We start from the raw sequence: 24,020 nt of genomic DNA, 5'->3' as shown, positions 1-24,020 counted from the left end.
GCCATGTATCTCGGCATCGATCTCGGCACCTCAGCGGTCAAGACGGTTATCGTCGACGATGCCCAGCGCGTGATCGCAAGCGAGAGCCGGTCGCTCGCGACCGTCTCGCCGCAACCGGGCTATTCCGAGCAGGATCCGGCGCAGTGGATCGATGCGACCTTCGCCACGCTGGATGCCCTTAAGGCGTCGCATGCCGATGCGTTGGCAGCGGTCGCAGGCATCGGGCTGTCCGGCCAGATGCATGGCGCCACGCTGCTCGATGCGAGCTCGAGACCGCTGCGGCCCTGCATTCTCTGGAACGACGGACGATCGGCCAGCGAGTGCCGTGTCCTGGAGCAACGCTGGCCCGCCTTGCGCGAAGTGACGGGCAACAAGGCGATGCCGGGCTTCACCGCGCCGAAGCTGCTGTGGATCGCCGCGCACGAGCCCGAGATCTTCGCGGCGACGAAGCTCGTTCTTCTGCCAAAGGCCTATCTGCGACTGGTGCTGTCGGGCGAAGCCGTCGAGGACGTCTCGGGATCCCTATGGCTCGACGTCGCGCGCCGCGACTGGTCGGACGCAGCGCTGGCCGCGAGCGGCTTGTCGCGCGAGCACATGCCGCGCCTGGTCGAGGGATGCGCGCCCGCAACCACGCTGCGCAGCGAGCTCGCACGGCGCTGGGGCATGATCAGGCGGCCGGTGATCGCCGGCGGGGCCGGCGACAATCCGGCGGGCGCCATCGGCATCGGCGCGATCCGGCCGGGAGCCGCCTTCGTGTCGCTGGGAACCTCGGGTGCGCTCATGGCCCCGACCGACAGGATCGCCGCCAATCCCGACCGCGTCGTGCACACGTTCTGCCATGCCATTCCCGGCATGTGGATTCAGGCCGGCGCGATCCTCTCGGCGGCCTCCTGCCTCGCCTGGCTCGCGCGCCTGTTCGGCGCCACCGAGACCGAGCTGCTGGCGCCGCTTGGAGCACGACCGCGGGCGCCGTCGCCGGTGAGCTTCCTGCCTTATCTCGCCGGTGAGCGGACGCCGCACGACGACCCCGTCGTGCGCGGCATGCTGGACGGTCTGAGCCATGGCACCGATCGCGCGGCGATTGTGCAGGCGGTGCTCGAAGGCGTTGCCTTCGCGCTTGCCGATTGCCGCGATGCGCTCGCGGATGCCGGCATCGGGATTGCGGAAGCGGACGTGATTGGCGGCGGTTCGCGCTCTGCCTTCTGGCTCGCGGTGCTGGCGAACGTGCTGAACATTCCGATCCATCGCTTTGCTGGAGGTGAAACCGGCGCTGCGTTCGGTGCGGCGAGATTGGGGCGGCTTGCTGTCAGCGGTGAGGCAATCGAAGCGGTGTGCACACGTCCGCAACGCATCGAAACATTCGAGCCCGACCCTGCACTGGTTGATGCCTACGCCGAGCGGCTTCCCGCCTGGCGTGAACTGTATCGGCCGCGCCACTAGCTGGCCCAATCTGTTTGCATACTTCAGTATACGCGCCTTCGGTATTGCCCTGCGTCACCCGCTTTTGTTTAATGACCAAACCGCGTTGCCGAGAAACGAGACGCGGGTGGGAAACGCATTGTGTGCCGGGAGGCACGATGAACGATCCGATCCTCGAGATGCGCGGGGTGTCGAAGACCTTCTTCGGCATCAAGGCGCTGCGGGCCGTCGATCTCACCGTCTATCCCGGCGAAATTCACGCCCTGATGGGTGAGAACGGCGCCGGCAAGTCGACGCTGATGAAGATCCTGTCCGGCGCCTACCGGCCTGATCCGGGCGGCGAGATCCGCATCGAGGGCAGGACGGTGCGGATCGAAGGTCCGCTCGGCGGCCGCGCGGCGGGTATCTCCATCATCTACCAGGAACTGTCGCTCGCTCCCAATCTCAGCGTTGCCGAGAACATCTATCTGGGACGGGAAATATCCCGATCCGGCTTACTGGCGCGCGGCGCCATGCGCGAGGGCGTCGGCCCGATCCTGAAGCGCCTCGGCGCGGACTTCCTGCCCTCGACGCTGGTGGCGCATCTGTCCATGGGGCAGCGGCAGCTGGTCGAGATCGCGCGTGCGTTGCACGTCAGATCGAAAATTCTCATCATGGACGAGCCGACCACCTCGCTGTCGGCCGCCGAAAGCGAGCGGCTTTTCGCGCTGATCCGGCAGCTTCGCGCCGAAGGCCTTGCGATCATCTACATCTCGCATCGCATGGACGAGGTCTATGCGCTCGGCGATCGCGTCACTGTGCTGCGCGACGGCCGCCTGGTCGGCTCGCTCGACAAGCCCGAGATCCGCGCCGATACCATCGTTCGGCTGATGGTCGGTCGCGACGTCTCCTCGTTCTACAAGAAGGACCATGATCCGGAGGCGGGACGGGGGCATCCCGTGCTCGCGGCGATCGACATGGCCGATGGCGGCCGCGTCAAGGGTTGCTCGCTCATCGTGCACGCGGGTGAAGTGGTCGGCCTCGCCGGCCTGATCGGCGCCGGTCGCACCGAGCTTGCGCATCTCATCATCGGTGCCTCGCCAAAAACCTCCGGCCGGCTCGAGCTGGAGGGGCGTCCGGTCGAGATCCGCACGCCGGGCGAGGCGCTCGAGGCCGGCATTGCCTATCTGACCGAAGACAGGAAGGCGCTCGGCCTGTTTCTCGACATGTCGTGTCTGGACAACATCAACCTCGCCGTGCTCGGCCGCGATGCGAAGCTCGGCTGGTTTCTCGACCGCGACAAGGCACGCGAGCGCGCCGACCGCGCCTTTGCAGGCCTGAGCATCCGCGCCGCCAATGCCGGCGTTTCCGCCGGCGGCCTGTCAGGCGGCAACCAGCAGAAGGTGCTGCTGTCGCGACTGCTCGCCATCGCACCGAAGGTCCTGATTCTCGACGAGCCGACGCGCGGCGTCGATGTCGGCGCCAAGTCGGAAATCTATTCAATCATCGACAATCTCGCCAAGGCCGGCACCGCGATCCTCGTCATCTCGTCCGATCTGCCCGAGATCATCGGCATCTGCGACCGCGTCGTCGTCATGCGGTCCGGGCACATCGCCGGCGAGGTCCGCCGCGGCCCGCATTCGCCGCTGGCGCAGGAAGACATCATGGGGCTTGCCACGGGGATGGAGCATCTCGATGCCTGACAATGGTGCTGTGGAGGCAAAGCCGGCATCGACGACGACCAACGGCGCTGCCGCGGAAACAAGACGCCAACGAATGAGGATGCTGATCAGCGCGCTCGGCATGTTGCCGGTGCTGCTGATCCTCTGCATCGGCTTCAACGTGCTGTCGGAAGGCCGCTTCTTCACCGGACAAAATCTCGGCATCGTATTGCAGCAGGCCGCTGTGAACACCGTGCTCGCCGCCGGCATGACCTTCGTCATCCTCACCGGCGGCATCGACCTGTCGGTCGGCTCGATCCTGGCGGCTTCCGCGATGGCGGGATTGACGCTGTCCAAGGTGCCGGAGCTCGGGATGCTGTGGCTGCCGGCTGCACTGCTCACCGGCCTCGTCTTCGGCATCGTCAACGGCGCGCTGATTGCGCTGCTTCGCCTGCCGCCCTTCATCGTCACGCTCGGCTCGCTCACCGCGGTGCGCGGCCTGGCGCGGCTGCTCGGGGCCGACACCACCGTGTTCAATCCCTCCATTCCCTACGCTTTCATCGGCAACGGCTCGCTGACGCTCATTCCCGGCGTCGCGTCGATCCCGTGGCTCTCGGTGATCGCCTTGCTCGTCATTCTCGTCTCCTGGCTGGTGCTGCGCCGGACCGTGCTCGGCGTGCATATCTATGCCGTGGGCGGAAACGAGAGCGCCGCGCGGCTTGCGGGCATCAAGGTCTGGGCCGTCCTGATCTTCGTCTACGGCATCTCCGGACTTTTCGCCGGGCTCGGCGGTGCCATGCAGGCGGCGCGGCTCTATGCGGCCAACGGCCTCCAGCTCGGCCAGTCCTATGAGCTCGATGCGATCACCGCGGTGATCCTCGGTGGCACCTCGTTTGTCGGCGGCATCGGCTCGATCTGGGGCACGCTGGTGGGTGCGCTGATCATCGCCGTGTTGTCCAACGGCCTCATCCTGATCGGCGTCTCCGACATCTGGCAATATGTGATCAAGGGCCTGGTGATCATCGGCGCCGTGGCGCTGGACCGCTACCGGCTGCAAGGCTCTGCGAGAACTTGAGAGGCCACGCAGCGGCGTGCGCATGGCTTGAGTCGAGATTCCGTTGCGGCAACTGGTCTGCCGCGCCGGGGACGAAGACAGACCAGGGAGGAAGTCCATGTTGAAGACGATCATGCTCGGCGGCGCCGCAATGGCGCTCGTCCTGACCACCGCACCATCCTTCGCCAAGGAGCTCAAGTCGATCGGCGTCTCGCTGGGATCGATGGGCAACCCGTTCTTCGTCGCGCTGGCGAAGGGCGCCGAGTTCGAGGCCAAGAAGACCAATCCCAACGTGAAGATCACGGCGGTCGGCTTCGAATACGACCTCGGCAAGCAGGTCACCCAGATCGACAATTTCATCGCCGCCGGCGTCGACCTGATCCTGCTCAATCCGGGCGACCCCAAGGCGATCGGGCCGGCCATCAAGAAGGCGCAAGCCGCAGGCATCGTCGTCGTCGCGGTCGACACCGCGGCCGAGGGCGCCGATGCCACCGTGACCACGAACAACGTGCAGGCCGGCGAGATCTCCTGCCAGTACATCGTCGACAAATTGGGCGGCAAGGGCGACGTCATCATCGAGAACGGGCCGCAGGTCTCCGCCGTGATCGACCGTGTGGTCGGCTGCAAGAACGTGTTTGCGAAGAATCCCGGCATCAAGGTGTTGTCGAGCGACCAGGACGGCAAGGGCTCGCGCGAGGGCGGCCTCACGGTCGCGCAGGGCTATCTGACCCGCTTCCCCAAGATCGACGCCATCTTCGCCATCAACGATCCGCAGGCGATCGGCACCGACCTTGCGGCGCGCCAGCAGAACCGAACCGGCATGATCATCACCGCCGTGGACGGCGCGCCCGATATCGAGGCCGCGCTGAAAGATCCGCAGTCGCCGCAGATCCAGGCGTCCGCGTCGCAGGACCCGTTCTTCATGGCACGGCGGGCCGTGCAGGTCGGCGTCGGCATTCTCAACGGCCAGAAGCCGGCTTCGACCGTCGAGCTGCTGCCGTCCAAGCTCGTGACGCGGGACAACGTCGCCGAGTACAAGGGCTGGACCTCGGATCGCTCACAGTAAGGCATCGGGGACTTCCGAAGCACGAGGGGTGACGGGCGGCGGTTCGATCGTGCCGCCCGCGCCGGTACGCCCGTGCTGATCGGTAGTACGCCGCGATGCCTGTGCTAGCTTTCCACGATGTCGATCGCTCGATTCGGAAAGCAGATCCGGTGAAGTCCAGGACGTCAGGCACCGCGTGGCGGCATGCCAATATCGGCCGCCTGCTCAATAACGCGGTGCGGCGCTTCGAAGGCCGCGTGCTCGAATTGATGAGCGAGCGGGGCCACGACGAGACGCGCATCGCCCATGTCAGCCTCACGCGCAATCTCGACGTGGAGGGGACGCGGCTCACCGAGCTCGCCCGCCGCGCCTCCATGAGCAAGCAGGCGATGGGCGAGCTGATCGATCAATGCGCCGAGCTCGGCCTCGTCGATCGCATCGCCGATCCGACCGACCGGCGCGCGCGCATCGTCAGGTTCACGCCCACGGGGCGCAAATGGCTCGATGCGTTCCGCGATGCCGTCGACATTGCCGAGCGGGAGATGCGCGCCGAGCTCGGCAAGGCCAGGATGGACGCGATCCTGAAGGGGCTCGCGGTGTATGGCGCAGAGTTCGACACGCTCGACGATCCCAATTAGTCAGGTAGCTTGACGAAATGGTCAGGTAACCTTACCGTGCAGGATGATGTCGGTAGGGAGAAGCGTCCTTGGAAACCCGTCTGACGGCCGCGGTGCTCATCGTTGGCGGGGGCCCTTGCGGGCTGATGCTGGCCAACGAGCTCGGCCGCCGCGGCGTGTCCGCGATCCTGGTCGACGAAAAGCCGGGGACGGCCTTCAACCCGCAAGCCAATGCGACGCAGGCGCGCTCGATGGAGCATTATCGGCGGCTGGGCTTTGCCGACGAGATCAGGCGCGAAGGTCTGCCCGCGGACTACCCGACCGATGTCGCATATTTCACGCGCTATACCGGATACGAGCTGGCGCGGTTCGCGCTGCCGTCAGCGTCGCGGGCGGGTGAGCTGATCAGGGGCATGTCAGGCTCCTGGAGCGCGGCGGAGCTGCCGCATCGGGTCTCGCAGAAATATGTCGAGGCGGTGCTGCGCCGCCACGCCGAACGGCTGCCCGGAATCCAGCTCAACTACGGTCACCGGCTGATCGGCTACACCGAAAGCGATGATGGTATCGTCGGCGAAATCGAACGTCTTGATGATGGCAACCGCTTTCAGGTCCGGGCCGACTTCCTGGTCGGGGCTGACGGGCCGCGCTCGATGGTCCGGCAATCGCTCGGGATCGTCTATGGCGGCGAGACGGGGACGCAGCGCGATTTCATGGGCGGCCGCATGCTGGCGGTCTATCTCCGCTCGCCCGATTTCTACGCGCGTGTCCCCCACACGAAGGCATGGATGTACAATTGCTTCAACGGCGACCGCCGCGCCTTCATGGCCTCGGTGAACGGCTGCGATGAATTTGCGTTCCACACGCAGTTGCGCCCGGGTGAGGACGAAAGCGCGATCACGATCAACGAGGCGACAGCCGCGTTCCAGCGCGCCTGCGGTGCGCCGATCGATTGCGAAGTCCTGTCCTTCCTGACCTGGACCGCCGGTCACGCGCTGGTCGCGAACGGGATGCAGCGGGGCAGGGTCTTCCTCGGCGGCGACGCGGCGCATCTGTTCACGCCGACCGGCGGGCTTGGCTACAACACCGCGATCGAGGATGCGGTCAATCTCGGCTGGAAGCTCGCAAGCGTAATCAAGGGCGTGAGCCCGACGGCACTGCTCGACAGCTACGAGGTCGAGCGGCGTCCGGTGGCACTCCGCAATACCGATTATGCGCGGCGCTTCGCCGATTCGCTCGGCCTGTTCGCGCCGGCGCTGGAGATCGAGGATGCGACGGAGGCCGGCCAAGAGGCGCGGCGGATCGCGGGCGCCTATCTCGATCAGCATGCCCGCGCGGAGTTCAACATCCCCGGCATCACCTTCGGCGGGCGCTACGATGGCTCGCCGATCATCGTCCCCGACGGCAGCGAGCCGCCGCCTGATGCCGCCAACGTCTACGTTCCCACCGCCTGTCCCGGCGGCCGCGCACCGCATGCGTGGCTGGACGACGGCAAGTCGCTATACGACCTGTTCGGATTCGAATGGACGTTGCTTCAGTTTGGGGACGTCGTGTCGGCCCATGCGTCATTCGCCGAGACCATCCGCGCGATCGGGGCCGATGTAAAGCTCGTCACGCTGCCCAGATCGTTGCGCGATCTCTACGCGGCGGATCTCGCCCTGATACGTCCCGACCAGATCGTGGCCTGGCGCGGCAATGCATCGCAGGCCGGAACGATCGCACGTGTGCTCGGCCGCGCACTCGGGCGCGGTGCAAGCGAAGATGAGCGGCTGCTAGCCGGCAGCGGAGGGATTGGTTCGCGCAGGTGACACGGCTGACGGGATTGCGCTCGCAAAGAGACTGGTCTTGGGTTGGACGCGCGATCCGTCGATCAGTTCGAGCCGGCCGCAGCGGTTCAAGGTATGCAGCTTTCTGCCGGGCCATGCCGGTCCGGGCTTGAGAGAGTGGCGGACGATCTGCTTGAATGCCGTCGGCGACAGCTCGACCACTTCCGCCAGGGCAAGCGCTGCGCCGTATCCATCGGTGCAGTCCTGGACCGGTCGCCACAGTCTGTCATCGAGCGTGACGAAGTTTCCTGCCGGCCGCGTGCTGGCGCGGTCGATCAGGACGGGATTGCTGGCGTGGGGCAACCAGGGCCCCAGGAGGCGATCGGCGTAATAGATCGCCAGCGAATCCGAATAGCCACCCGTTCCGTCGCGCCAGGCGCCAAACAGATAATACAGGCCGTTGTGGCGCGTGATCGTGACGTCGGCCAGCTCGAGGCCGGAAAGGAGCGTTGCGTATCGCTCCCATTTGTCCGGAAACCGAGTGCATTTGTAGAGGGCGACGTCGCCGCGGGTCGAGCTCTCCGGGATCATCCACAGCTCGCCATCGTCCTCGATCAGGAACGGATAGGAGAGGTGACAGGGCTCATCCAGCACCGGCATCACCTCGCCGACCGGCCCCGCGTCGTTGAACGCGATCGCCGAAATGATGCCTTTTCCGACGCGGTGATCGAGATCCTCGAAGAAGACGAAGGTCCGTCCCTGCCACGTGACGGGAAAGGGATCGGCGTAGAAGTGGTTTCCAGGATCTCCCAGAACGTTCCAGCTTGGACCTGACAGGTCTCCGGTTTGCCAAACGCCTGGGCCGTCGTTGAAGCGCCATCCGATATGCCAATGCGGGGCATAGCAGCAGAGGCGATAGATCTCCTTGGCGATCGATACGGCAAGGCCGCGCGCCACGTAGCCAACGGGTCCGCGGCGCGGGACAGTTGAAGCGGGGCGCGGCAGGTGCGGCACGATGCGCGGCTTTCCCGACAGGATCGCCGCCAGCATGGTCAGGGTCCGCGCCATGACCGTTTCGAGCGCACCACTGAGGCCCGCAGCAATCTCACCGGACGGATGGCCGCAGTCGAGGACCGAACCGTCGATCTCGTTGACGATCTCGATCACGGGCAGATCGCCAGCGAGGATGGCGGCGAGCGCGGCATTTTCGCCTGCGACGCCATTGAACCGCGGCCGGAGATACAGCCGGGCCGGGCTCGCCGGATCGCGCGGGGCATTCGTGAAATCGACGATTACGTCGGCGGTGCCGATGCTGGCCCGTGCTGGTTCGGAGCTGATCGTCAGCCTGTCGGCGGCGCTGTGCTTGCCCTTGTGCAACACCATGCGTTCGAGCTCGAACAGCGCATCGAGACCTGCCGGCCGCGGCTCCGCCGTTGCCGTCCATGCAACTTGCACCGGCACGTCCCGGCCATCGACCGACAGTGTCCTGCGGTCCATCCAGCGCCGCGCGTAGTCACGTTCACAGCGAAACTCGATGATCATGTCGAGCCAATCTGTTCCGACGGATCAGGTCAAACGACCCGGTCGAGAATCCGGACGTATTCCTCGACCATGGCATCTACCGAATAGCGCAGCCGCAGGCCTTTGGCGTTTTGTCGCAGCTCGTCACGTAATTGCTTGTCGGTTACCAGCCTGGAGACCGCCGCGGAGAGTTTCGCATGATCGGAGGCATCGACGAAGAGTGCGGTCGGTCTGCCCTCGTAGGACAACACTTCGCGCAGCACGGGAAGATCGGTCACGACGGAGGGAACACCGGCGTTGGCGGCCTCGACCGCGGCCAGGCCGAAGGTCTCGGCCTGGGTCGGAAAGACGAACACGTCGAGGCAAGCGAGGAAGTCCGCCATCCGGCCAGGAGGAATCTCTCCAAGCAAATGCAGACGGTCCGAGACGTTCAAGTCGTTCGCGAGCTGCCTCAGCCGGGCCTCGTCGGCTCCCTGGCCGGCCAGCGCAAGATGCCAGGACGGTTGATCCGGCAGCAGGCCGATCGCCAGGTCGAGCCGCTTGTGCGGATGCAGCCGTGCTGCGCAACCGATCAGGACGCGGTCCGGCGGCAGGTTGAATTGACCTCGTGCCGCCTCCTTCGACAGGGTGAGCGCCTTGTCGTCGAAGCCGTGCGGCACATGGACCATGCGCGACCGGTAGGCCGCGGGGTAGCGCGAATATTCGCGCTCCATGTCCTTCGAATTGAGCGTGATGCAGTCGAAGAAGCCGAGGCTGCCCATGACGATGTCGGCGGTGCGGACCGGCCGGCTCATTGCCAGCGCGGACGAAACCTGATTGGCGACGATTGGCGCACGACTGACGAGGCGCGTGACGCCGGCGCCGATGACGTTGCCGAAATGCTGGAAGGTCAGGACGGCGTCGGGCCTGGTGGTCCTGATGTGGCGGCCGAGCGTCCACAGCATCCGCAGCAGCGCCAGCGGATTTCCCGGCCGGCTCGGCGCGCAATAGAGCGTCTCGGGCGGCTCGTCAAAGGAGTCCGATTTGCGGAAGAAGAACAGGTTGGTGACCCGGTAACCGCGCGCGGTCAGCCCGGCGCCGAGCAGCCGGGAGATCTCCTGTGCACCGGCGTTCTCGGCCTGGGTTTGCGCAAGAAGCACGTGGAGTTTTCGCCCACCGCCGTTTCGCGCAGGTGCCGCCGCGCTCGTCTCGTCCAGGTCCTTGTTCGGTTGATAGTGGAGCACGGATCCCGACCCGCTAAAGCAACGAAATCTTCACCTTCTTAACTCCGTACCTATCATGCGGGCATCTCGCGGACACCGGCTAGCAACAAACGGAGTTAATGCGGCTCCGTGGCGACGGCGTCGTTCGCGCAGGATTTCCGCTGGCTCCCCGGCTGGCGCGTTAACCAATCGGTCCTGCGCGTTGACCCCAGTGGCAAGTGACGACATCAGTCACGCGAGTCCGCGCTGCGAACGGCGTAGTTGCCGCGCCTCGACGCAGGAAAGCGCAACAGCACGAGAACGGAAGGATCCACCCCGCTGCGCCGGCGGCAGAGGACGTTCAGGGCGATGGTCGCGAGCGCGAGAGACACGGTCGTCGAAATCGCCGCGCCAAGCACGCCGAGGAAGGGGACCAGGACGAGAAATCCGACTAGCCGCAGCGCGACGTTGGCGGCGACCACCGGCACATAGATTCGCTCATGGCCGGTCAGCTGCAGGATCGCAGCCGATGGGCCGCCCGCCGCCTGGATCGCGGTTCCGGTTGCGAGCACGATCAGGACCGTGTGCTGCTCGGCGAAATGAGGTCCGAACAGGTTGAGGAGATACGGGCCGCCGATCCAGATCGTGGCGAGACCGGCGGCGACGCAGAGCGCAGTCACTTCCGCCATCAAGCGCGAGGTCCGCTCGAATTCTCCGTGGTTCTTGCTGAAATACAGCGATGGGAGCCGGCGCGCACCGAACGTGTAAAGCGCCGCGGACACCATGGCGAAGATGTTGGCGAGGCGCGAGGCGGCAAAGTAGATTCCCGCGGTCGTCGGATCCAGCATCCAGTAGACCAGAATGACGTCGAGATACTGGCTGGCCACTTCGAGGATCGATGCCAGCCAGAAGTGCAGGGCACTCGAGCGCCAGCGTGACGTCTCCGAGCGCGCCGGCGTACTGCGCAGATCCGGCAGCACGCGCGCGATGGATACGATCTGCGCAACAAGGCCAACCGACATGGCGATCGTCATCGCCGCGAACAGCTCGGCCGGATCGAGTTGGCGATGGGCGAGCAGCATGACGAGCAGGAACAGGACGACGATGGCCCGCCAAAGGAACTCGCGGTTTCCTTCGCCCATGAGAATGCTGACCAGCGAGCGCGCGATCTGGCTGCCGAGCATCAATCCGGCATTGACGGCCGTGTAGGCCGACACCGCAAGGATCAGCAGCCACCAGTCGCCTCTCATGCTCGCGATGATCGCGATCCCGCCGATCACGATCAGCATTGCGAGCGAGGCGATCTTCAAGCTCGATTGCAGCACGCCCTTGGTAAGGTCCGGCCTTTCGCCGACCTGATATTCGTTCAGGAATCGCACCAGCAGGGATTCCTGGCCGACCAGTCCCACGACGGCTGCGATCTGCGCGACCGACAGCCAGGTCGCAAAGATGCCGAAGCCGTCAGGCGACATCGTCCGCGCAGCCAGCGAGAACAACGCGAACGCGAGCACGCCGCTGCCGACCTTGAGCAGGATGGTCCCGGCGACACCGCGCGTGACGTCGCGCCGCATGAACTGGAGAATGGATGCGATCATGGAAGGGTTAAGGGAGCCGCGCTCCCCTGACGAGACATGTTCCGATACCGGCGAGAACCTAGCATGTCGAGCAATCGCGAGTGTTAATGGACGAGTTGGAGGATTTCGGCGATCGCGGTGATACGGGTTGCTTCGTTCTGGAACATCGCTGTCTCCATTGTCCAACATCTGGGAGTTCCAACTCGTGCGACGGACGGCATAACGCCGCATCGACGACTGAGAAGGCGAGATCTGGGGCTCGCGTGCAGAATGGATTCGGGACAGCAAGACGCGTGCCGCGGCGAGTCGGCGAACCGGGCACTTGCGGTCATTAACCTCAATCTCAGGAAATGTTCGCACCCGGCCCTGCGATGCGACATCAGGCGAGAGAATTGCACTGCAGACGCTTAACCGTGGGAGCCGGAGCCATGAAGAGAACCGTGACCGAGCCGGTCAACGGGGACGAGACCGCAACCATCGACTCGGACGTCGCCATCGTCGGTGGCGGCCTTGCGGGATCGCTTGCGGCGGCCGTGCTGGCGCGGGCGGGGCGTCGCGTCGCTCTGATCGACAAGCGGGCAGTCTATCCGGATGAGTTCCGGGTCGAGAAGATCGGCGGCCATCAGCTGGAGCTGCTCGGCAAGCTCGGCTTTCTCGATGCGCTCGAAGATGTCGCGTGCCGATATGATCAAGTGCTCAACATCCGTGAGGGCAAGGTGGTCGATGTCAGCGTCGGCAGGGCTTACGGATTTGCCTATGCCGATCTCGTCGCAATGGCGCGTCGCCAGCTTCCGGATCCTTCCAACCTGATCGTCGACGAGGTGACGGCGATTGGCAGCAGCGGCGATGTCCAGCATCTCGAGCTCGCCTCCGGACGGCGCGTGACGGCGCGCCTCGTCGTTCTGGCCACCGGCATGGCGGCAGCCCTGGGCTACAAGCTCGGCATCAGGCGGCGCGTGCTTGCCGAGCGCCATTCGGTGTCGTTCGGTTTCACGATCGCGCGCAAGGATGGCACCCCGTTCGATTTCGAGGCATTGACCTGTTACGGCGAACGCACCGCCGATGGCATCGACTATCTCAGCCTGTTTCCCGTCCACGCCGGAATGCGTGCCAATCTCTTCATGTTCCGCGATCCGACCGATCCTGTTATGCGCGAGTTGCGCCGCGAACCGGAGGCGACAGTCTTGCGCCTGCTGCCGGGATTGCGGAGCTACCTCGGCGATTTCCGTGTGACCGATCGCGTCCAGAACTGGGTGATGGATCTGACCGTCGTCGAGGGGCATCTCCGGCCCGGAATTGTGCTCATCGGCGATGCGTTCCAGACCAATTGTCCCGCGGCCGGAACGGGTGTCGCCCGCCTGCTCGTGGACGTCGACCGTCTCTGCACCGAATATGTGCCGCGATGGCTCGTGACTGCAGGCATGGGCCTGGAGAAGATCTCGCAATTCTATGCCGATCGCGACAAGATCGCGGCGGATCAGCAGTCGCTTAAGATGGCACGCTTTCGCCAGGCGCTGACCTCGCGCAACGATATCGGCTGGGACGTGCGGCGACGGTTGCACTTCCTGCGGCGCAGTCTTGCACACCGCGTCGATCAGATGCATCCGGGCTGGCTTGGGCGTGTCCGCGGCGCGCTGCGCGCTTGAACTCTGCGACCTTCGCCGGTCAGCGCGTGGGCGTCGCAGTGTGCGCGGGTTGGACCTTCAGATCCGATAGCCGCTTGGCCGCCAGTTTGAGCCAGGGCGCCTGCTTCAGCGCGAAGAGGGCGATTGCGCCTGCGGCGCTGCCGACCTGCGTGACCTCCCACATCGGTGAAGGCTGTGCGCCGAACGATTTCTTGTATGGCTCGTCGCCGATTGTGAAGTCGAGCATCTGATCTCCGCGCTCGATACAATCTCGCGCCACTTGTTCGAACGTCAGCGCGCCGATGGACTGGCTCCTGTAGCCGGCGATGTCGAAGGCGCTCATGATGACGAGGAAGCTGCCGCGGTGACACAATCCGAGCACGGCGGCGATCACTTCGCCGTCCATCTTCGTGGCATAGAGACGGACGAAAGAGCCAAGGCCCCGAAGGGCGACGTCGGAATAGAAGCCGTAATATTCGGGCCGCTGCAGCAGGTCTCCGTCGCCTTGTGCGTGAAAGCGCGGGCCGCGAAACTTCCTCATCACCTCCATCGTCTCGAGCACGGCGGCGCTGTCGCTGCAGCATGAGAAGCTCAGCGCGCCCTTCTTCTGCAGCTGGCGATATTTCTTGGCGAGCTCCTTCTGGTAGGAGCGATCCATCGCACTGGCCCGCCATTGCTCGTACGGCGCGACCAGAACCGTGGCGTAGGCGTTGGTGTTCATCGAAACGCGGCGGGACGTGGCCAGGAGGTCCTCGATCGGAAGCCGTCCGTCGGGCAGCTTGGCCATTCGCAGCAGATCGAAGGGACGGACAAGGCGCCGAATCTGCGCGCATGCAGCCGTGTCATGGAGCAATTGCGAGAACACGTCCGGGCTGCAAACCGGAGCCAGATAGTCGGAAACGCGCAAGTCGGCGAACTCGACGGTCCGTATCGGACCGCGCCGGATCCGAAGCAGCGGCAGCACCATCGCAAGGGCGCCGGTGTCGCGATGGCGCACCACGACGACCAGAGCCGTTGCATCCGTTTCCGGCGCGAGTCTGGTGTAGAGGCTATGCAACCAGACCGGATGCTGGAAGGCAGTGGCGGCCGAACGATCGAACAGCTCTGCATATTCCGGAGACAAAAAATCGAACGACGGCTCGATGGCGATGTCGAACGTGTTGCTGGGCTTATTCATGCGCACAAGGAAACCGGATCATCCGCGAACGTCGTTCGAACCGCATCTGCGCTTATACCAAGGCCGTTACAGGTCAGACACTGCCCCCGCGCGATTTGCGCCAATGCGTTCAACCATGCTCGTATGGTTACCAAATTCTAAAAGAAATGGCGCGTGGAGCGCGCCTTGCGCGGCGCCATCGTCTGCACAGCGCAGAGCAATGATCTACGATCCTCGACTGCAGGAAAGCTATGGTTCGCAAGGTCGAGCTCGTTCCCTCCGCTCCGATCCTCGGGCCGATCGGCTCAAGCGCGAGTGAGCCTTCTCAGAGACGCACCCCGGTGGTGGCAAACGCGTGCCCGGCGGGCTCCTGCACGCGATCGAGGATCACCATCCCAGCAACCGCGATCACCACGGCCGCGACGCAGCCAAGCAAAAAAGCCTTCATCCTCAGCCTCCCTCGATTGGACCACGCCATCTATACGACAGGGCCTGCGGCGAGCAAGCTCGTCGATCGCATCAGCCATCCGCCCGCTAGGGGCTTTTGAACACGGGATCGGCGGAAAGACGCATGGCCCATCGAGCCAAGGGACCGGAGCTCGGCGCTGCTGCTGCGCTGCACGATCCGGAACGGATGCGGGTCTTGCAAGTTTTCTGCAAGTCTGGTGAGCGCATCGGAGGCTTTGCGTGAAATTACCGAGAACGATTCTGTGCTTTGCAGCACTGTGCTTTGTCGAGGGTGCCCTGGCCCAGCCGGCGCAAACCAACTCGCCGGCGGCGCAAACGCCTCCCGAAGACAAGGGTCAGCTCCAGCCGCAAGGTTGGACTGGCCCTATCAATACCGGCTCGGGCGGTGCGCCGCCCGAAAGTCCCCAGGGCCAGAGTCCGCCTGGAATGCAGGCGGCGCCGGAGGGGTCGTCCAAGACCACGACGGCACCGGCCAAGTAGACCGTTTCAAGTAGACCGTTTCAGGATATTCATTTCCGTTGCCTGTTCTGGCAATCTCGATCGGGTGAATGTCAGCAGGCGGGCAGGAATGAACAGATCGGCTCTGTGCACGAAGGTGGCCGCAGTGCTGTGGGCCATCTTTGCCGCATCGTCCGTGCATGCCGACATGGTCGGACACGGCGGCCCGATACGGGCTCTCGCCGTCTCGCCCAATGGCGACAGCCTTGTCTCCGGCAGCTTCGACACCGCCGTCATCCGCTGGTCGCTCAGAACGGATACGGCAGAGCAAGTGCTGCGGTATCATGCCGATGGCGTCAATGCCGTCGCCTTTCTCAAAGACGGCCGCATGATCACGGCCGGCGCCGATGCGCGCATTGCGGTGTGGACGGCGGGCCGGCCGGAGCCGGACCGGGTGCTCGAGGGACATGTCGCACCGATCGCGGCGCTTGCTGCGTCGTCCGATGGGACGCTTCTCGCATCGGCGTCATGGGACCGGACAGTGCGGCTCTGGTCGCTGTCGGACGGCACATCCCGCGTGCTCGAAGGGCATACGCAGAACGTCAACGGTGTCGCTTTCCTGCCGGACGGCAGGCTCGTCAGTGTCGGCTACGATCTTGCGCTACGCATCTGGCGTCTGCCGGATGGCCAACCTGACATCGTGACTTTGCCGGCGCCGCTGAACGCGGTGGTTGTCGCGCCGGATGGTGAAATCGTCACCGGCGCGGTCGATGGCAGGCTACGCATGCTGACAGCGGACGGCAAGGTCAGCGGCGAGGTCGCGGTCAGTCCGACGCCGGTGGTGGCCTTGGCCATGTCGGCTGACGGTGCGCTGATCGCTGCGGCCGGGATCGGCGGCACCGTGGCGATCATCGTGCGCAAGTCGCGCAACCTGCTGCGCAGCCTGGTTGGGCCCGGGCTGCCGGTGTGGGCGGTCGCCTTCCTTGCCGATCGCGAGACACTGATGACGGGTGGTGCGGACGGCAGGATCAGGCGCTGGAATGCCCGCACCGGCGATCCCATCGGTTCAAGCCTGGTCGGCACACCGGCCGACCCGCTTGCGGCCTATGCCGGCGATCACGGCGCCGATGTGTTTCGGGCCTGTGTTGCCTGCCACACGCTCTCGGAGAAGGAGGTGCAGCGCGCGGGTCCCACACTTGCGGGACTCTACGGCCGCAAGATCGCTTCGGTGCCGGGATATCGCTTCTCTGATGCACTGAAGACGATGGACATCGTCTGGACGCCGGAAACCGTCGCACGACTGTTCGAAATCGGGCCGAATGCCTACACCCCCGGCACGAAGATGCCGGAGCAGCGCATCGGCTCGGCCGAGGACCGGCGCGCGCTCACCGAGTTTCTGGCCCGCGCGACCGCGAGATAAAGTATGATCCGGAAAAGTGCGAAGCGGTTTTCCGCAAAGATCATGCGTAAACTATTAGCGGCCGCTCAGATCGAATCCCAATTGTCCATCGGGAAATCCCTCATTTCGGGATGCTCCTTGAGGATCTGGATGACGTCGATCGTGGGGTGCTCCTTGAGCGCTTCCGCCACGCAATGATTGACGTACTTCCGGCGCGACAGCCAGGCGATCTTCTTGCCCTTGGCTTCGGCCTTGCAGGCGACGATCGCCTGCTTCACGGCCACCTTCTGCGCCTTGGTCAGCGGAGGCGCGGCAGCTTCAGCCACTCCGGCGGCGATAGCGATGAAGATCATGGACGTCGATAGAGCTGTGATCAAACGAGACATGGTGATGCTTCCCCCGGTTTCCGACCCTGCGAAGATGTCTGTTCGTCTTGTTTAGTCCTTGCCGTTGCGTTCGCGGAGATAATCATCCGTCGTTCGCGGCGGCGTTCGTTCCGGAACGCCCTTGAACGGATCGAATTGCTGTTCGCTCATGACCACGACGCGGCAGTCCGCGCACATCCTGAGCGCCTCGATTCGCTTGTCGCCGGCCGGATACATCCAGTGCCGGCCTTCGAGCTTGGCGGCGATGCGGTCGATCGTGCTCTTGACGCCGAAGGGCGTGCCGCAGCGGACGCAGAGCGCGGGCTCCTCTTCCTTGATGACAACGGCAGGCGCGCGCGCCGCCCGGAAATCGATCTGCGGCTTGAGGCTGATGACCTTTTCCGGACAGGTGCTCTGGCACAGGCCGCACTGCACGCAGGCATCCTCGATGAATTTCAGCACCGGCCGCTCGGGATCGTCGCGCAATGCGCCGGTCGGGCAGGCCGAGACGCAGGACAGGCACAGCGTGCAGCCGTCGGTGTCGACGCTGATTGCGCCGATCGGCGCACCTTGCGGCAGCGCGATCAAGTCGACCGGCTGCGGCGCCAGCCGATGCAGCTCGCTGAGGGCGAACCGCAAGAGATCGCGCCGCTTGCCGACGGTCTTGAAGGTTGCCGGCGCCGCGATTGCGGCGAGCGAGCCGATTCCGGTCAAATGCTCGCCGAGCGCGTCGGGATCGTCGGTTTCGATCGTAGCGAGGCGACGGCCCGCAAATCCAAGGCCGCCGAGGACCGCGTCGGCCATCGCGATCGTCTGCGTCAATCCGGTCACGTCGTGGCGCGGCTTGCCACGGAGCAGGAAGCGCACGGCAGAGACGCCATAGGCGAAGGCGCCGACGATCGCCTCCAGCCCGACCTGCGTAAGCTCGTTGACGGCAAAGGGAAGCACGTTCGCCGGCAGGCCGTCGCCATGCCGCGCGAGGGCGTCGATCAACGGCGTGCCGTGCGGGCTGTCGTGAAAGAGCAGCACCGCATTCGCGCCGCCGGCCTCGCGATAGGCGAGCAGCATGGCGCGAAGTTTATGGAGCTGCGTATCGGCGGGCGGCAGCGTGTAGGAGACCGCGCCGGTCGGGCAGGCCGCCGCGCATTGGCCGCAGCCCGCGCAGATATTCGGATCGATTGCGACATGATCGCCGACGGGCGTGATCGCCCCAGTCGGGCAAAGATCGAGACAGCGATGGCAGCCCGTGCGCTTCGAGCGCGAATGGGCGCAAAGCGCCGGCGCAACCTCGACATATCTGGGCTTGTCGAAGCTGCCGACGAGATCGCGCGCCGTCAGCACGGCGCGCAGCACCGCGGCGGGATCTTTCGCGTCGGCGCGGAGATAGCCGTCGCGCAGGTCGTGGGCGGGAAACAGTGGCGGACCGCCGGAAAGATCGAGCACGATATCGCAGCGCGAGGTGACCCCGCTTCGCGGCGGCTCGAGCACAAAGCGATTGCGCGAGGAGGGGCGGGGACGCGCATAATCGTCGATGACAAGCTCGAACGCGCCGAAATGTCCCTTCGCGGAGCGGATCGTGCCCTTCACGATCGGGAACACCGTGGCAACCGGCGGCACCGCGTCATCGAGCTGCTTCAGCATCACGGTGACGTCGAGGTGATCGGCAAGCAGGCGGCCGGCCTCGATCGCGGCCTCATCGCGCCCGTAGATCAGGATGACGCCCTCGCTCGACAAGGTGACGAGCGGATAGTCCGGGGCGGAGATGGAGGCGGATGCAAGCAGGGCGGCCATTTTTGCGCCGGCGTGCGCGCCGTCGCGGGACCAGCCGGCCGTCTCGCGGATATTGACGAAGCCGATCGCATCAGGCCGCTCGCCGGCCTCGTCCGAAAATTGCGCTGCCTGCTGCGTGCAGGCGACCGTCAACTCGCCTTCTGTCGCGGCCATGTTGCGGAAACGATCGAGCTCCGCCCCGCAGAGGTGGCGAAAGCTCTTGACCTCGCTGTTCGGACATCCGCGCCGAATCGCAGCCGCGTCGAGGGGCATCGTGTCTTCGCACGAGCAGATCAGGATGGTCTTCGACGGCCGCTCCAGGTTAACTCCTCCGCCTTTCGGACGACGACGGACTCGCGCCGGCCCTTCGCCTCGTATAGACATTATCCATCGGGAAGAAAAGGAAAGCGGAGGACGGCCTGCCGTCGATCCCAGTGAGCCATGTTTCCGCGGCGGAACCGATCCACCTGCCGCCGCCGTTCACATTGGTACGATTGCGCGAGAGCGGCGACGCTTTTGCCCATGCATGCCGCATCGCACCGCAGAGCGGCGCCGGAACGCTCGTCTATGTCGGGCGCTTCGACCTCGCCGAGTTCGCCGTGGTGCTCGAGCCGGCCGAGCCGTTGCGCAGCGCGCGGCGTGCGTTCTACGCGGGCATGGTCGCGCTCACCGATGCGCTTCGCGCCTATGCACCGCCGAGCAAGCCGATCACGATCGGCTGGCCGGATGCGGTCAGGATCGACGGGGGGCTGGTCGGCGGCGGACGGATGGGTTGGTGTTCCGGAGCTGACGAGGACGCGCCGCCGCCCTGGCTGGTCTTCGGCGCCATGATACGGACGGTTGCCATGAACGATGACGATCCAGGCGTCCACCCGCTGGCCTCGGCGCTCGACCAGGAAGGCTTTGGCGAGGCGGGCGCGGCGCAGATCACGGAGAGCTTCGCCCGGCATCTGATGCTGGCGCTGGACGGCTGGCGGGTCGACGGCTTCGACAGCGTCGCGCGCGACTATCTCACGCGAATGCCGCGTGAAAGGCAGACGATACAGCGCATAGATGATTGCGGCGACCTCCTGACGCGCCGCATCGGAACGGAGACGATCGAACGAAGCGACCTGGTCCGGGCGCTCGCGGTGCCGTCCTGGCTCGATCCAGCCCTCGGAGGACCGCGCCTGTGAAGCTCCTGCGTACCATCGCGCTCGATCCGTCCGACACTTTCGTGTTCGACGTGGCGGCAGAGCCGGGCGAATGGGCCGTCTCCGGCGCCTTCCGCTTCTGGGATTGCGATGGCGCGAAGCTCGAGGGCAAGGCCCGCGCGGCGTTTCGCGGTGGTTTCCTCGGGGTGCAATCCTGGGGCTGGTCGACGCTGGCGCAGATCGTTCCGGCGACCGCGGACGATTACCATGGCTTGGTCGATCTGCTGGCGAGGCAATTGGTCGATCGTTTCGGCGCGCCGGATATGGCGGCGGCGAAAGCGGCCGCGGAAGAGGAGGTCGCTTTCGCCCAGTCGCTCTGCAGCCATCCCATCAGCTCGCTTATTGCAGTGCACCGGACCTCGAGCGACGGGGAGGTCCGCGAGTCGTTCCGCCGGCTGCAGCTCCGGGAAGGGCAGGGGCATGGCAAGGCGTTCTCGTTCATCGAGATGGAGGACGACGTCCAGCCGGACGGCGATCTCAGGCTTGCGGATCTCGGCCGGGAGCCGATCGTCAGATGAACGATTTCTGGATCGCCTGTGGTCACCACCTGCTCGATCGCGACGAGGGCGGCGGGCTGCGTGTCACGGACGAGTTTCTCAAAGCCTATTTTGCCCGTCCCGAGCTGATGCCGCCGGACGACGCGTGCCCGGTCGAACGCCGGCTGCACCGCGATTTGCTCGCCGACCCGCGCCAAGCCGTCGGCGCCGGCGAGATCGCCGCGATTGCCGATGCGGATGCCAGGGAGAATTGGCAGTTCGTGCTGGCGTTCCGCGATCTTCTGCTGCGGCACCCGACGCTCGAAGCCGCCTATCTTGCCTGGGTGCGATCAGGGGCGAACGATCTGCCGCCGCTGTTCGTCAACCAGCTCGTGCACGTCATCCTGCGCAACGCGCTCGATGGCTGTGACGACCCGTTCGTGCTGCGCGCGGCGGAATTGTTCTTCCGGATCCAGCGCATCCTGCCGCATGAACACGCTTTGTTGCTGGGAGACGAGGAGGTCGTCGGCGGCCGGAGCCCGACCCCGGTGCTCTCGCTGATGTCGATGCTCGGCGCCACCACCGATGCCGTGGTCGAGGTATTGGGCGAGGAGAATGCGGAGGCCTATTGGCACCGGAGCGACCAGTTCGACATGGCTCTCGACCTGACCGCCGACGGCCGCGGACCTGTAGCGCTGGCGCAGGCGATGACGCGTTGGGTCTCCCATCTGCTCGGCATCGATGTCGTGATCGAGCCGCTACGGGCGCTGCACGAGGCGAAGCTGACCTGGTATGTCGGGCTCGATGCCGATGCCACGAGGCTCGGCGACCGTCTGTGGCGCGGCGAAGAGCTCGGCGAGCGCGACGCCGATCGCGTACTGGCGCTGTTCCGGCTGACGTTTGCGGATTCCAGCCGTGCCCTCGACGATGTCGGGGATGAGCCGGTCTATTTGATCCTGTCGATGACGGCGGATCAGAAGCTGCGGATGAAGCCACAGAATCTGCTGACCGGGCTGCCGGTGAAGCGGCTGGAGATGGCGACATGAGCCCCGCGGCATTGCCGTCCCTCTCGATTGTCGTCGGCGTCGTGGTCGAGCGGCGCAGGGCCGACTCGCCTTGGGTCGATTTCATCTGGCGCGGAATTGCCGTCCTGCCGGACGAGCCGGTGACGCAACCCTGGACCGTGCTTCGCGAGCAGGACGGCACGACCTTGTTCTATGCCGGAAGCGCGACCGTCGATCTCTATCCGTCGGAGACGGCGCGCTATCGCGACAATCTCGCCTCCGGCCGTCCGAGCATTTGGACCGTGCTGTCGCCCTCGGAAGGCGCCTGGCCCTATGCCGTCACCGCGGTGACCGCCGACCCCGCCGAGGGCGAAGGCTTTACCGAAGCCGCCGACAATCTCGTCGAGGCCGTGCCGATGCCGGAGGTGCTGCGCGAAGCGATTGAAAGCTTCGTGGCCGAGCACCATGTCGAGCGGGAATTCGTCAAGCGCAAGCGACGTCGTGCCGACCCGGAGGCGCTGGCGCGGCGCGAACATGAAGGCGGACAGGAATGAGTGAGGAGGACTTCCTTGCGCGTTGGTCCCGCCGCAAACAGCAATCGCGAGCGGAGCCGCCGAAGCCTGCCCCAGCGCAGCCGACGCCGCCGTCCGAAACAAAAAAGGACGAGACCGAGTTCGATCTGTCGAGCCTGCCGTCGATCGACGAGATCAATGCTGCCACCGACATCACGGCCTTCCTCGGCAAGGGGATTCCTCGGGAGTTGAGTCGTGCGGCCCTTCGCCGCGCTTGGGCGACCGATCCCGCGATTCGCGACTTCGTCGGGCTCGCGGAGAATGCATGGGACTTCAACGACCCGACGGCGATGCCGGGATTTGGCCCGCTGGATTGTTCCTCGGAGGAGCTGGCCGCACTGGTCGATCGCATTGTCGGCGGCGTGCGCGAGGCGGCTCAGTCTCTCGCAAATGCATCGATCGAATCGGCGGATTCTCCGGCGCAATCGCATCAAGCAGACGTAACTGTCGTTTCCAACGTCATTGAGCCGTCGGATGAGATGGAGCACCAAGCAATCCCTGCTGCAGTGCAACCGACAGTGGGTGAAAAACCTTTGGATCCTGCGGAGCCCGTGAGGTCCCGCACGCATGGTGGTGCACTGCCGCGCTGAACACGACCAAAGGCTATAGGGAACGGCTATGGCAAGCGATTGACCGTTGCAGGAACCCGGATTACGCTACCTACTGCTTTGTAACAAAAGCGATAATCGAGCAGACGGGACTTGGATGGGAGGTCCACGTGCGGGATGACGGGCTTGATCGAGCGATCGATGCCGCAGGCGGCATCGCTCAGCTTGCACGCAAAATAGGCATCAGCCAGCCGTCCGTGTCGAATTGGACCCGTGTGCCCGCACAACGGGTGGTTGCAGTCGAAGCGGCGACCGGCGTTTCCCGAAACGATCTGCGGCCCGATCTTTACGGTGAGCAAGCCGGCTCCGCCGAGCTCGTCGATCCCATCGACGCGGCGCGCGCGCACGAATACGCGCTGCTGGCCGTGCTGCTGTCTGCGCCTCCGTCGAAGCGCCTGCTCGAGCAGCTCGCCGCGCTCAGCGGAGACGCGACGCCGCTCGGGCGCGCGCATGCGGCGCTCGCCGACGCGGCCTCGAGCGCCGTCCCGTCAAAAGTCGAGCGGGAATATTTCGATTTGTTCGTCGGACTCGGCCGCGGCGAACTGCTGCCCTATGCGTCCTATTATCTCACAGGCTTTCTCAACGAACGGCCCTTGTCGCGCCTGCGCGGCGATCTGATGACGCTCGGCATCGAGCGTATCGCCAACAATTCCGAACCCGAAGATCACGCCGCCATCCTGTGCGAGATCATGTCGGGCCTTGCCGATGGCCGCTTCGATGCCTCGCATGAGGCGCAGCGCGCCTTTTTCGAAAAGCATGTGTCGCCATGGATGGGGCGGCTGTTCGCCGACATCGAGAACGCGGGGGCCGCCCGTTTCTATCGCGCAGTCGGCGCGCTCGGCCGCACTTTCATCGAAATCGAGACGGAAGCATTCACATTCGCCAGCTGACCGAGGCGCTTCGGTCCGGGAGAGATACGATGAGTGACGAGACGAAAGCAAAGGTTGGGCGCCGCGATTTCCTGCGAAAGGTCGGCTTGGGTACCGCCGGTGCCGGCGCGGCGCTTGCGACACCGTTGGTCGGGTCCGCCCAGGCCGACAGTGAAACCAACGATGAGAAGCGCAAGGCGCGCTACAAGGAATCCGATCACGTGAAGACGTTCTACCGCGTCAATCGTTATCCGGCCTGAGAG

General features: G+C 65.1%; 22 protein-coding genes. 15 read left to right on the top strand and 7 right to left on the bottom strand.

Going from position 1 to position 24,020, the window contains the following annotated elements:
* Positions 1–3: 3 nt before the first annotated feature.
* From xylB to P0R31_RS19965, 6 genes are all read left to right on the top strand, one after another.
* Positions 4–1,440, top strand: a complete 1,437-nt coding sequence (gene xylB / locus P0R31_RS19990) for a xylulokinase (RefSeq protein WP_275515757.1) — start codon at positions 4–6, stop codon at positions 1,438–1,440.
* Between the two features lie 137 nt (positions 1,441–1,577).
* Positions 1,578–3,101, top strand: coding sequence for a sugar ABC transporter ATP-binding protein (locus P0R31_RS19985; RefSeq protein WP_275515756.1), 1,524 nt, complete (start codon positions 1,578–1,580; stop codon positions 3,099–3,101).
* Complete coding sequence (locus tag P0R31_RS19980) at positions 3,094–4,134, top strand: ABC transporter permease subunit (protein ID WP_275515755.1); 1,041 nt, start codon at positions 3,094–3,096, stop codon at positions 4,132–4,134. The genes P0R31_RS19985 and P0R31_RS19980 overlap by 8 nt, the downstream gene beginning before the upstream one ends.
* A 97-nt stretch (positions 4,135–4,231) precedes the next feature.
* Positions 4,232–5,179 (top strand): ABC transporter substrate-binding protein, encoded by a 948-nt coding sequence (locus P0R31_RS19975; RefSeq protein WP_275515754.1) that lies wholly within the window; start codon positions 4,232–4,234, stop codon positions 5,177–5,179.
* 149 nt (positions 5,180–5,328) lie between these two features.
* Positions 5,329–5,796, top strand: coding sequence for a MarR family winged helix-turn-helix transcriptional regulator (locus P0R31_RS19970; protein ID WP_275515753.1), 468 nt, complete (start codon positions 5,329–5,331; stop codon positions 5,794–5,796).
* A 68-nt stretch (positions 5,797–5,864) separates the two neighbouring features.
* Entirely contained in the window at positions 5,865–7,580 is a 1,716-nt protein-coding gene (locus P0R31_RS19965; RefSeq protein ID WP_275515752.1) for an FAD-dependent oxidoreductase, read from the top strand.
* Here the strand turns inward: P0R31_RS19965 and P0R31_RS19960 are convergent.
* The 3 genes from P0R31_RS19960 to P0R31_RS19950 form a co-directional block, all read right to left on the bottom strand.
* Positions 7,545–9,080: a glucosamine inositolphosphorylceramide transferase family protein gene (locus tag P0R31_RS19960; protein WP_275515750.1), complete on the bottom strand. Its 1,536-nt coding sequence runs from the start codon at positions 9,078–9,080 to the stop codon at positions 7,545–7,547. The two genes, P0R31_RS19965 and P0R31_RS19960, sit on opposite strands and share 36 nt — an antisense overlap.
* 29 nt (positions 9,081–9,109) lie before the next feature.
* Entirely contained in the window at positions 9,110–10,282 is a 1,173-nt protein-coding gene (locus P0R31_RS19955) for a glycosyltransferase family 4 protein (protein WP_275515748.1), read from the bottom strand.
* Between the two features lie 206 nt (positions 10,283–10,488).
* On the bottom strand, positions 10,489–11,835 hold the full coding sequence (locus P0R31_RS19950) for a lipopolysaccharide biosynthesis protein (protein WP_275515747.1): 1,347 nt from the start codon (positions 11,833–11,835) through the stop codon (positions 10,489–10,491).
* Positions 11,836–12,242: 407 nt separating this feature from the next.
* On the opposite strand from P0R31_RS19950, the gene P0R31_RS19945 reads away from it, so the two are divergent.
* Positions 12,243–13,460: an FAD-dependent oxidoreductase gene (locus tag P0R31_RS19945; RefSeq protein ID WP_275515745.1), complete on the top strand. Its 1,218-nt coding sequence runs from the start codon at positions 12,243–12,245 to the stop codon at positions 13,458–13,460.
* 19 nt (positions 13,461–13,479) lie between these two features.
* On the opposite strand, the gene P0R31_RS19940 is transcribed toward P0R31_RS19945, so the two are convergent.
* Together P0R31_RS19940 and P0R31_RS19935 are read right to left on the bottom strand one after the other, a co-directional pair.
* Complete coding sequence (locus P0R31_RS19940) at positions 13,480–14,616, bottom strand: GNAT family N-acetyltransferase (protein ID WP_275515742.1); 1,137 nt, start codon at positions 14,614–14,616, stop codon at positions 13,480–13,482.
* A 304-nt stretch (positions 14,617–14,920) separates the two neighbouring features.
* Positions 14,921–15,043 (bottom strand): hypothetical protein, encoded by a 123-nt coding sequence (locus P0R31_RS19935; protein WP_275515739.1) that lies wholly within the window; start codon positions 15,041–15,043, stop codon positions 14,921–14,923.
* Between the two features lie 588 nt (positions 15,044–15,631).
* On the opposite strand from P0R31_RS19935, the gene P0R31_RS19930 reads away from it, so the two are divergent.
* Positions 15,632–16,921, top strand: coding sequence for a c-type cytochrome (locus P0R31_RS19930; RefSeq protein WP_275515738.1), 1,290 nt, complete (start codon positions 15,632–15,634; stop codon positions 16,919–16,921).
* 65 nt (positions 16,922–16,986) lie between these two features.
* On the opposite strand, the gene P0R31_RS19925 is transcribed toward P0R31_RS19930, so the two are convergent.
* A complete protein-coding gene (locus P0R31_RS19925) occupies positions 16,987–17,286 on the bottom strand; it encodes a hypothetical protein (RefSeq protein ID WP_275515736.1) in 300 nt (99 codons plus the stop codon).
* A 51-nt stretch (positions 17,287–17,337) separates the two neighbouring features.
* Positions 17,338–19,308 (bottom strand): 4Fe-4S binding protein, encoded by a 1,971-nt coding sequence (locus P0R31_RS19920; protein ID WP_275515734.1) that lies wholly within the window; start codon positions 19,306–19,308, stop codon positions 17,338–17,340.
* A gap of 161 nt (positions 19,309–19,469) precedes the next feature.
* On the opposite strand from P0R31_RS19920, the gene P0R31_RS19915 reads away from it, so the two are divergent.
* The 7 genes from P0R31_RS19915 (at position 19,470) to P0R31_RS19885 (ending at position 24,017) form a co-directional block, all read left to right on the top strand.
* Entirely contained in the window at positions 19,470–20,210 is a 741-nt protein-coding gene (locus P0R31_RS19915; protein ID WP_275515733.1) for a biotin/lipoate--protein ligase family protein, read from the top strand.
* Positions 20,207–20,746 carry a DUF6505 family protein gene (locus P0R31_RS19910; protein WP_275515732.1) on the top strand — a complete coding sequence of 180 codons (540 nt, stop codon included), beginning with the start codon at positions 20,207–20,209 and terminating at the stop codon, positions 20,744–20,746. Before P0R31_RS19915 ends, P0R31_RS19910 begins: the two co-directional genes overlap by 4 nt.
* On the top strand, positions 20,743–21,750 hold the full coding sequence (locus tag P0R31_RS19905) for a DUF6352 family protein (RefSeq protein ID WP_275515731.1): 1,008 nt from the start codon (positions 20,743–20,745) through the stop codon (positions 21,748–21,750). Before P0R31_RS19910 ends, P0R31_RS19905 begins: the two co-directional genes overlap by 4 nt.
* Entirely contained in the window at positions 21,747–22,262 is a 516-nt protein-coding gene (locus tag P0R31_RS19900; protein WP_275515730.1) for a DUF3305 domain-containing protein, read from the top strand. Before P0R31_RS19905 ends, P0R31_RS19900 begins: the two co-directional genes overlap by 4 nt.
* Positions 22,259–22,870, top strand: a complete 612-nt coding sequence (locus P0R31_RS19895; RefSeq protein WP_275515727.1) for a DUF3306 domain-containing protein — start codon at positions 22,259–22,261, stop codon at positions 22,868–22,870. Before P0R31_RS19900 ends, P0R31_RS19895 begins: the two co-directional genes overlap by 4 nt.
* A gap of 128 nt (positions 22,871–22,998) precedes the next feature.
* The gene (locus tag P0R31_RS19890; RefSeq protein WP_275515726.1) at positions 22,999–23,778 is read left to right on the top strand and encodes a molecular chaperone TorD family protein; all 780 of its coding nucleotides are present in this window, start codon (positions 22,999–23,001) and stop codon (positions 23,776–23,778) included.
* Between the two features lie 29 nt (positions 23,779–23,807).
* Entirely contained in the window at positions 23,808–24,017 is a 210-nt protein-coding gene (locus P0R31_RS19885; RefSeq protein ID WP_036005112.1) for a twin-arginine translocation signal domain-containing protein, read from the top strand.
* Positions 24,018–24,020 lie beyond the last annotated feature (3 nt).

Source organism: Bradyrhizobium yuanmingense (assembly GCF_029167105.1).
Lineage (GTDB): Bacteria > Pseudomonadota > Alphaproteobacteria > Rhizobiales > Xanthobacteraceae > Bradyrhizobium > Bradyrhizobium yuanmingense_A.
Note: the sequence above shows the minus strand (reverse complement) of the source record. Positions and strands in the feature narration are given on the sequence as shown.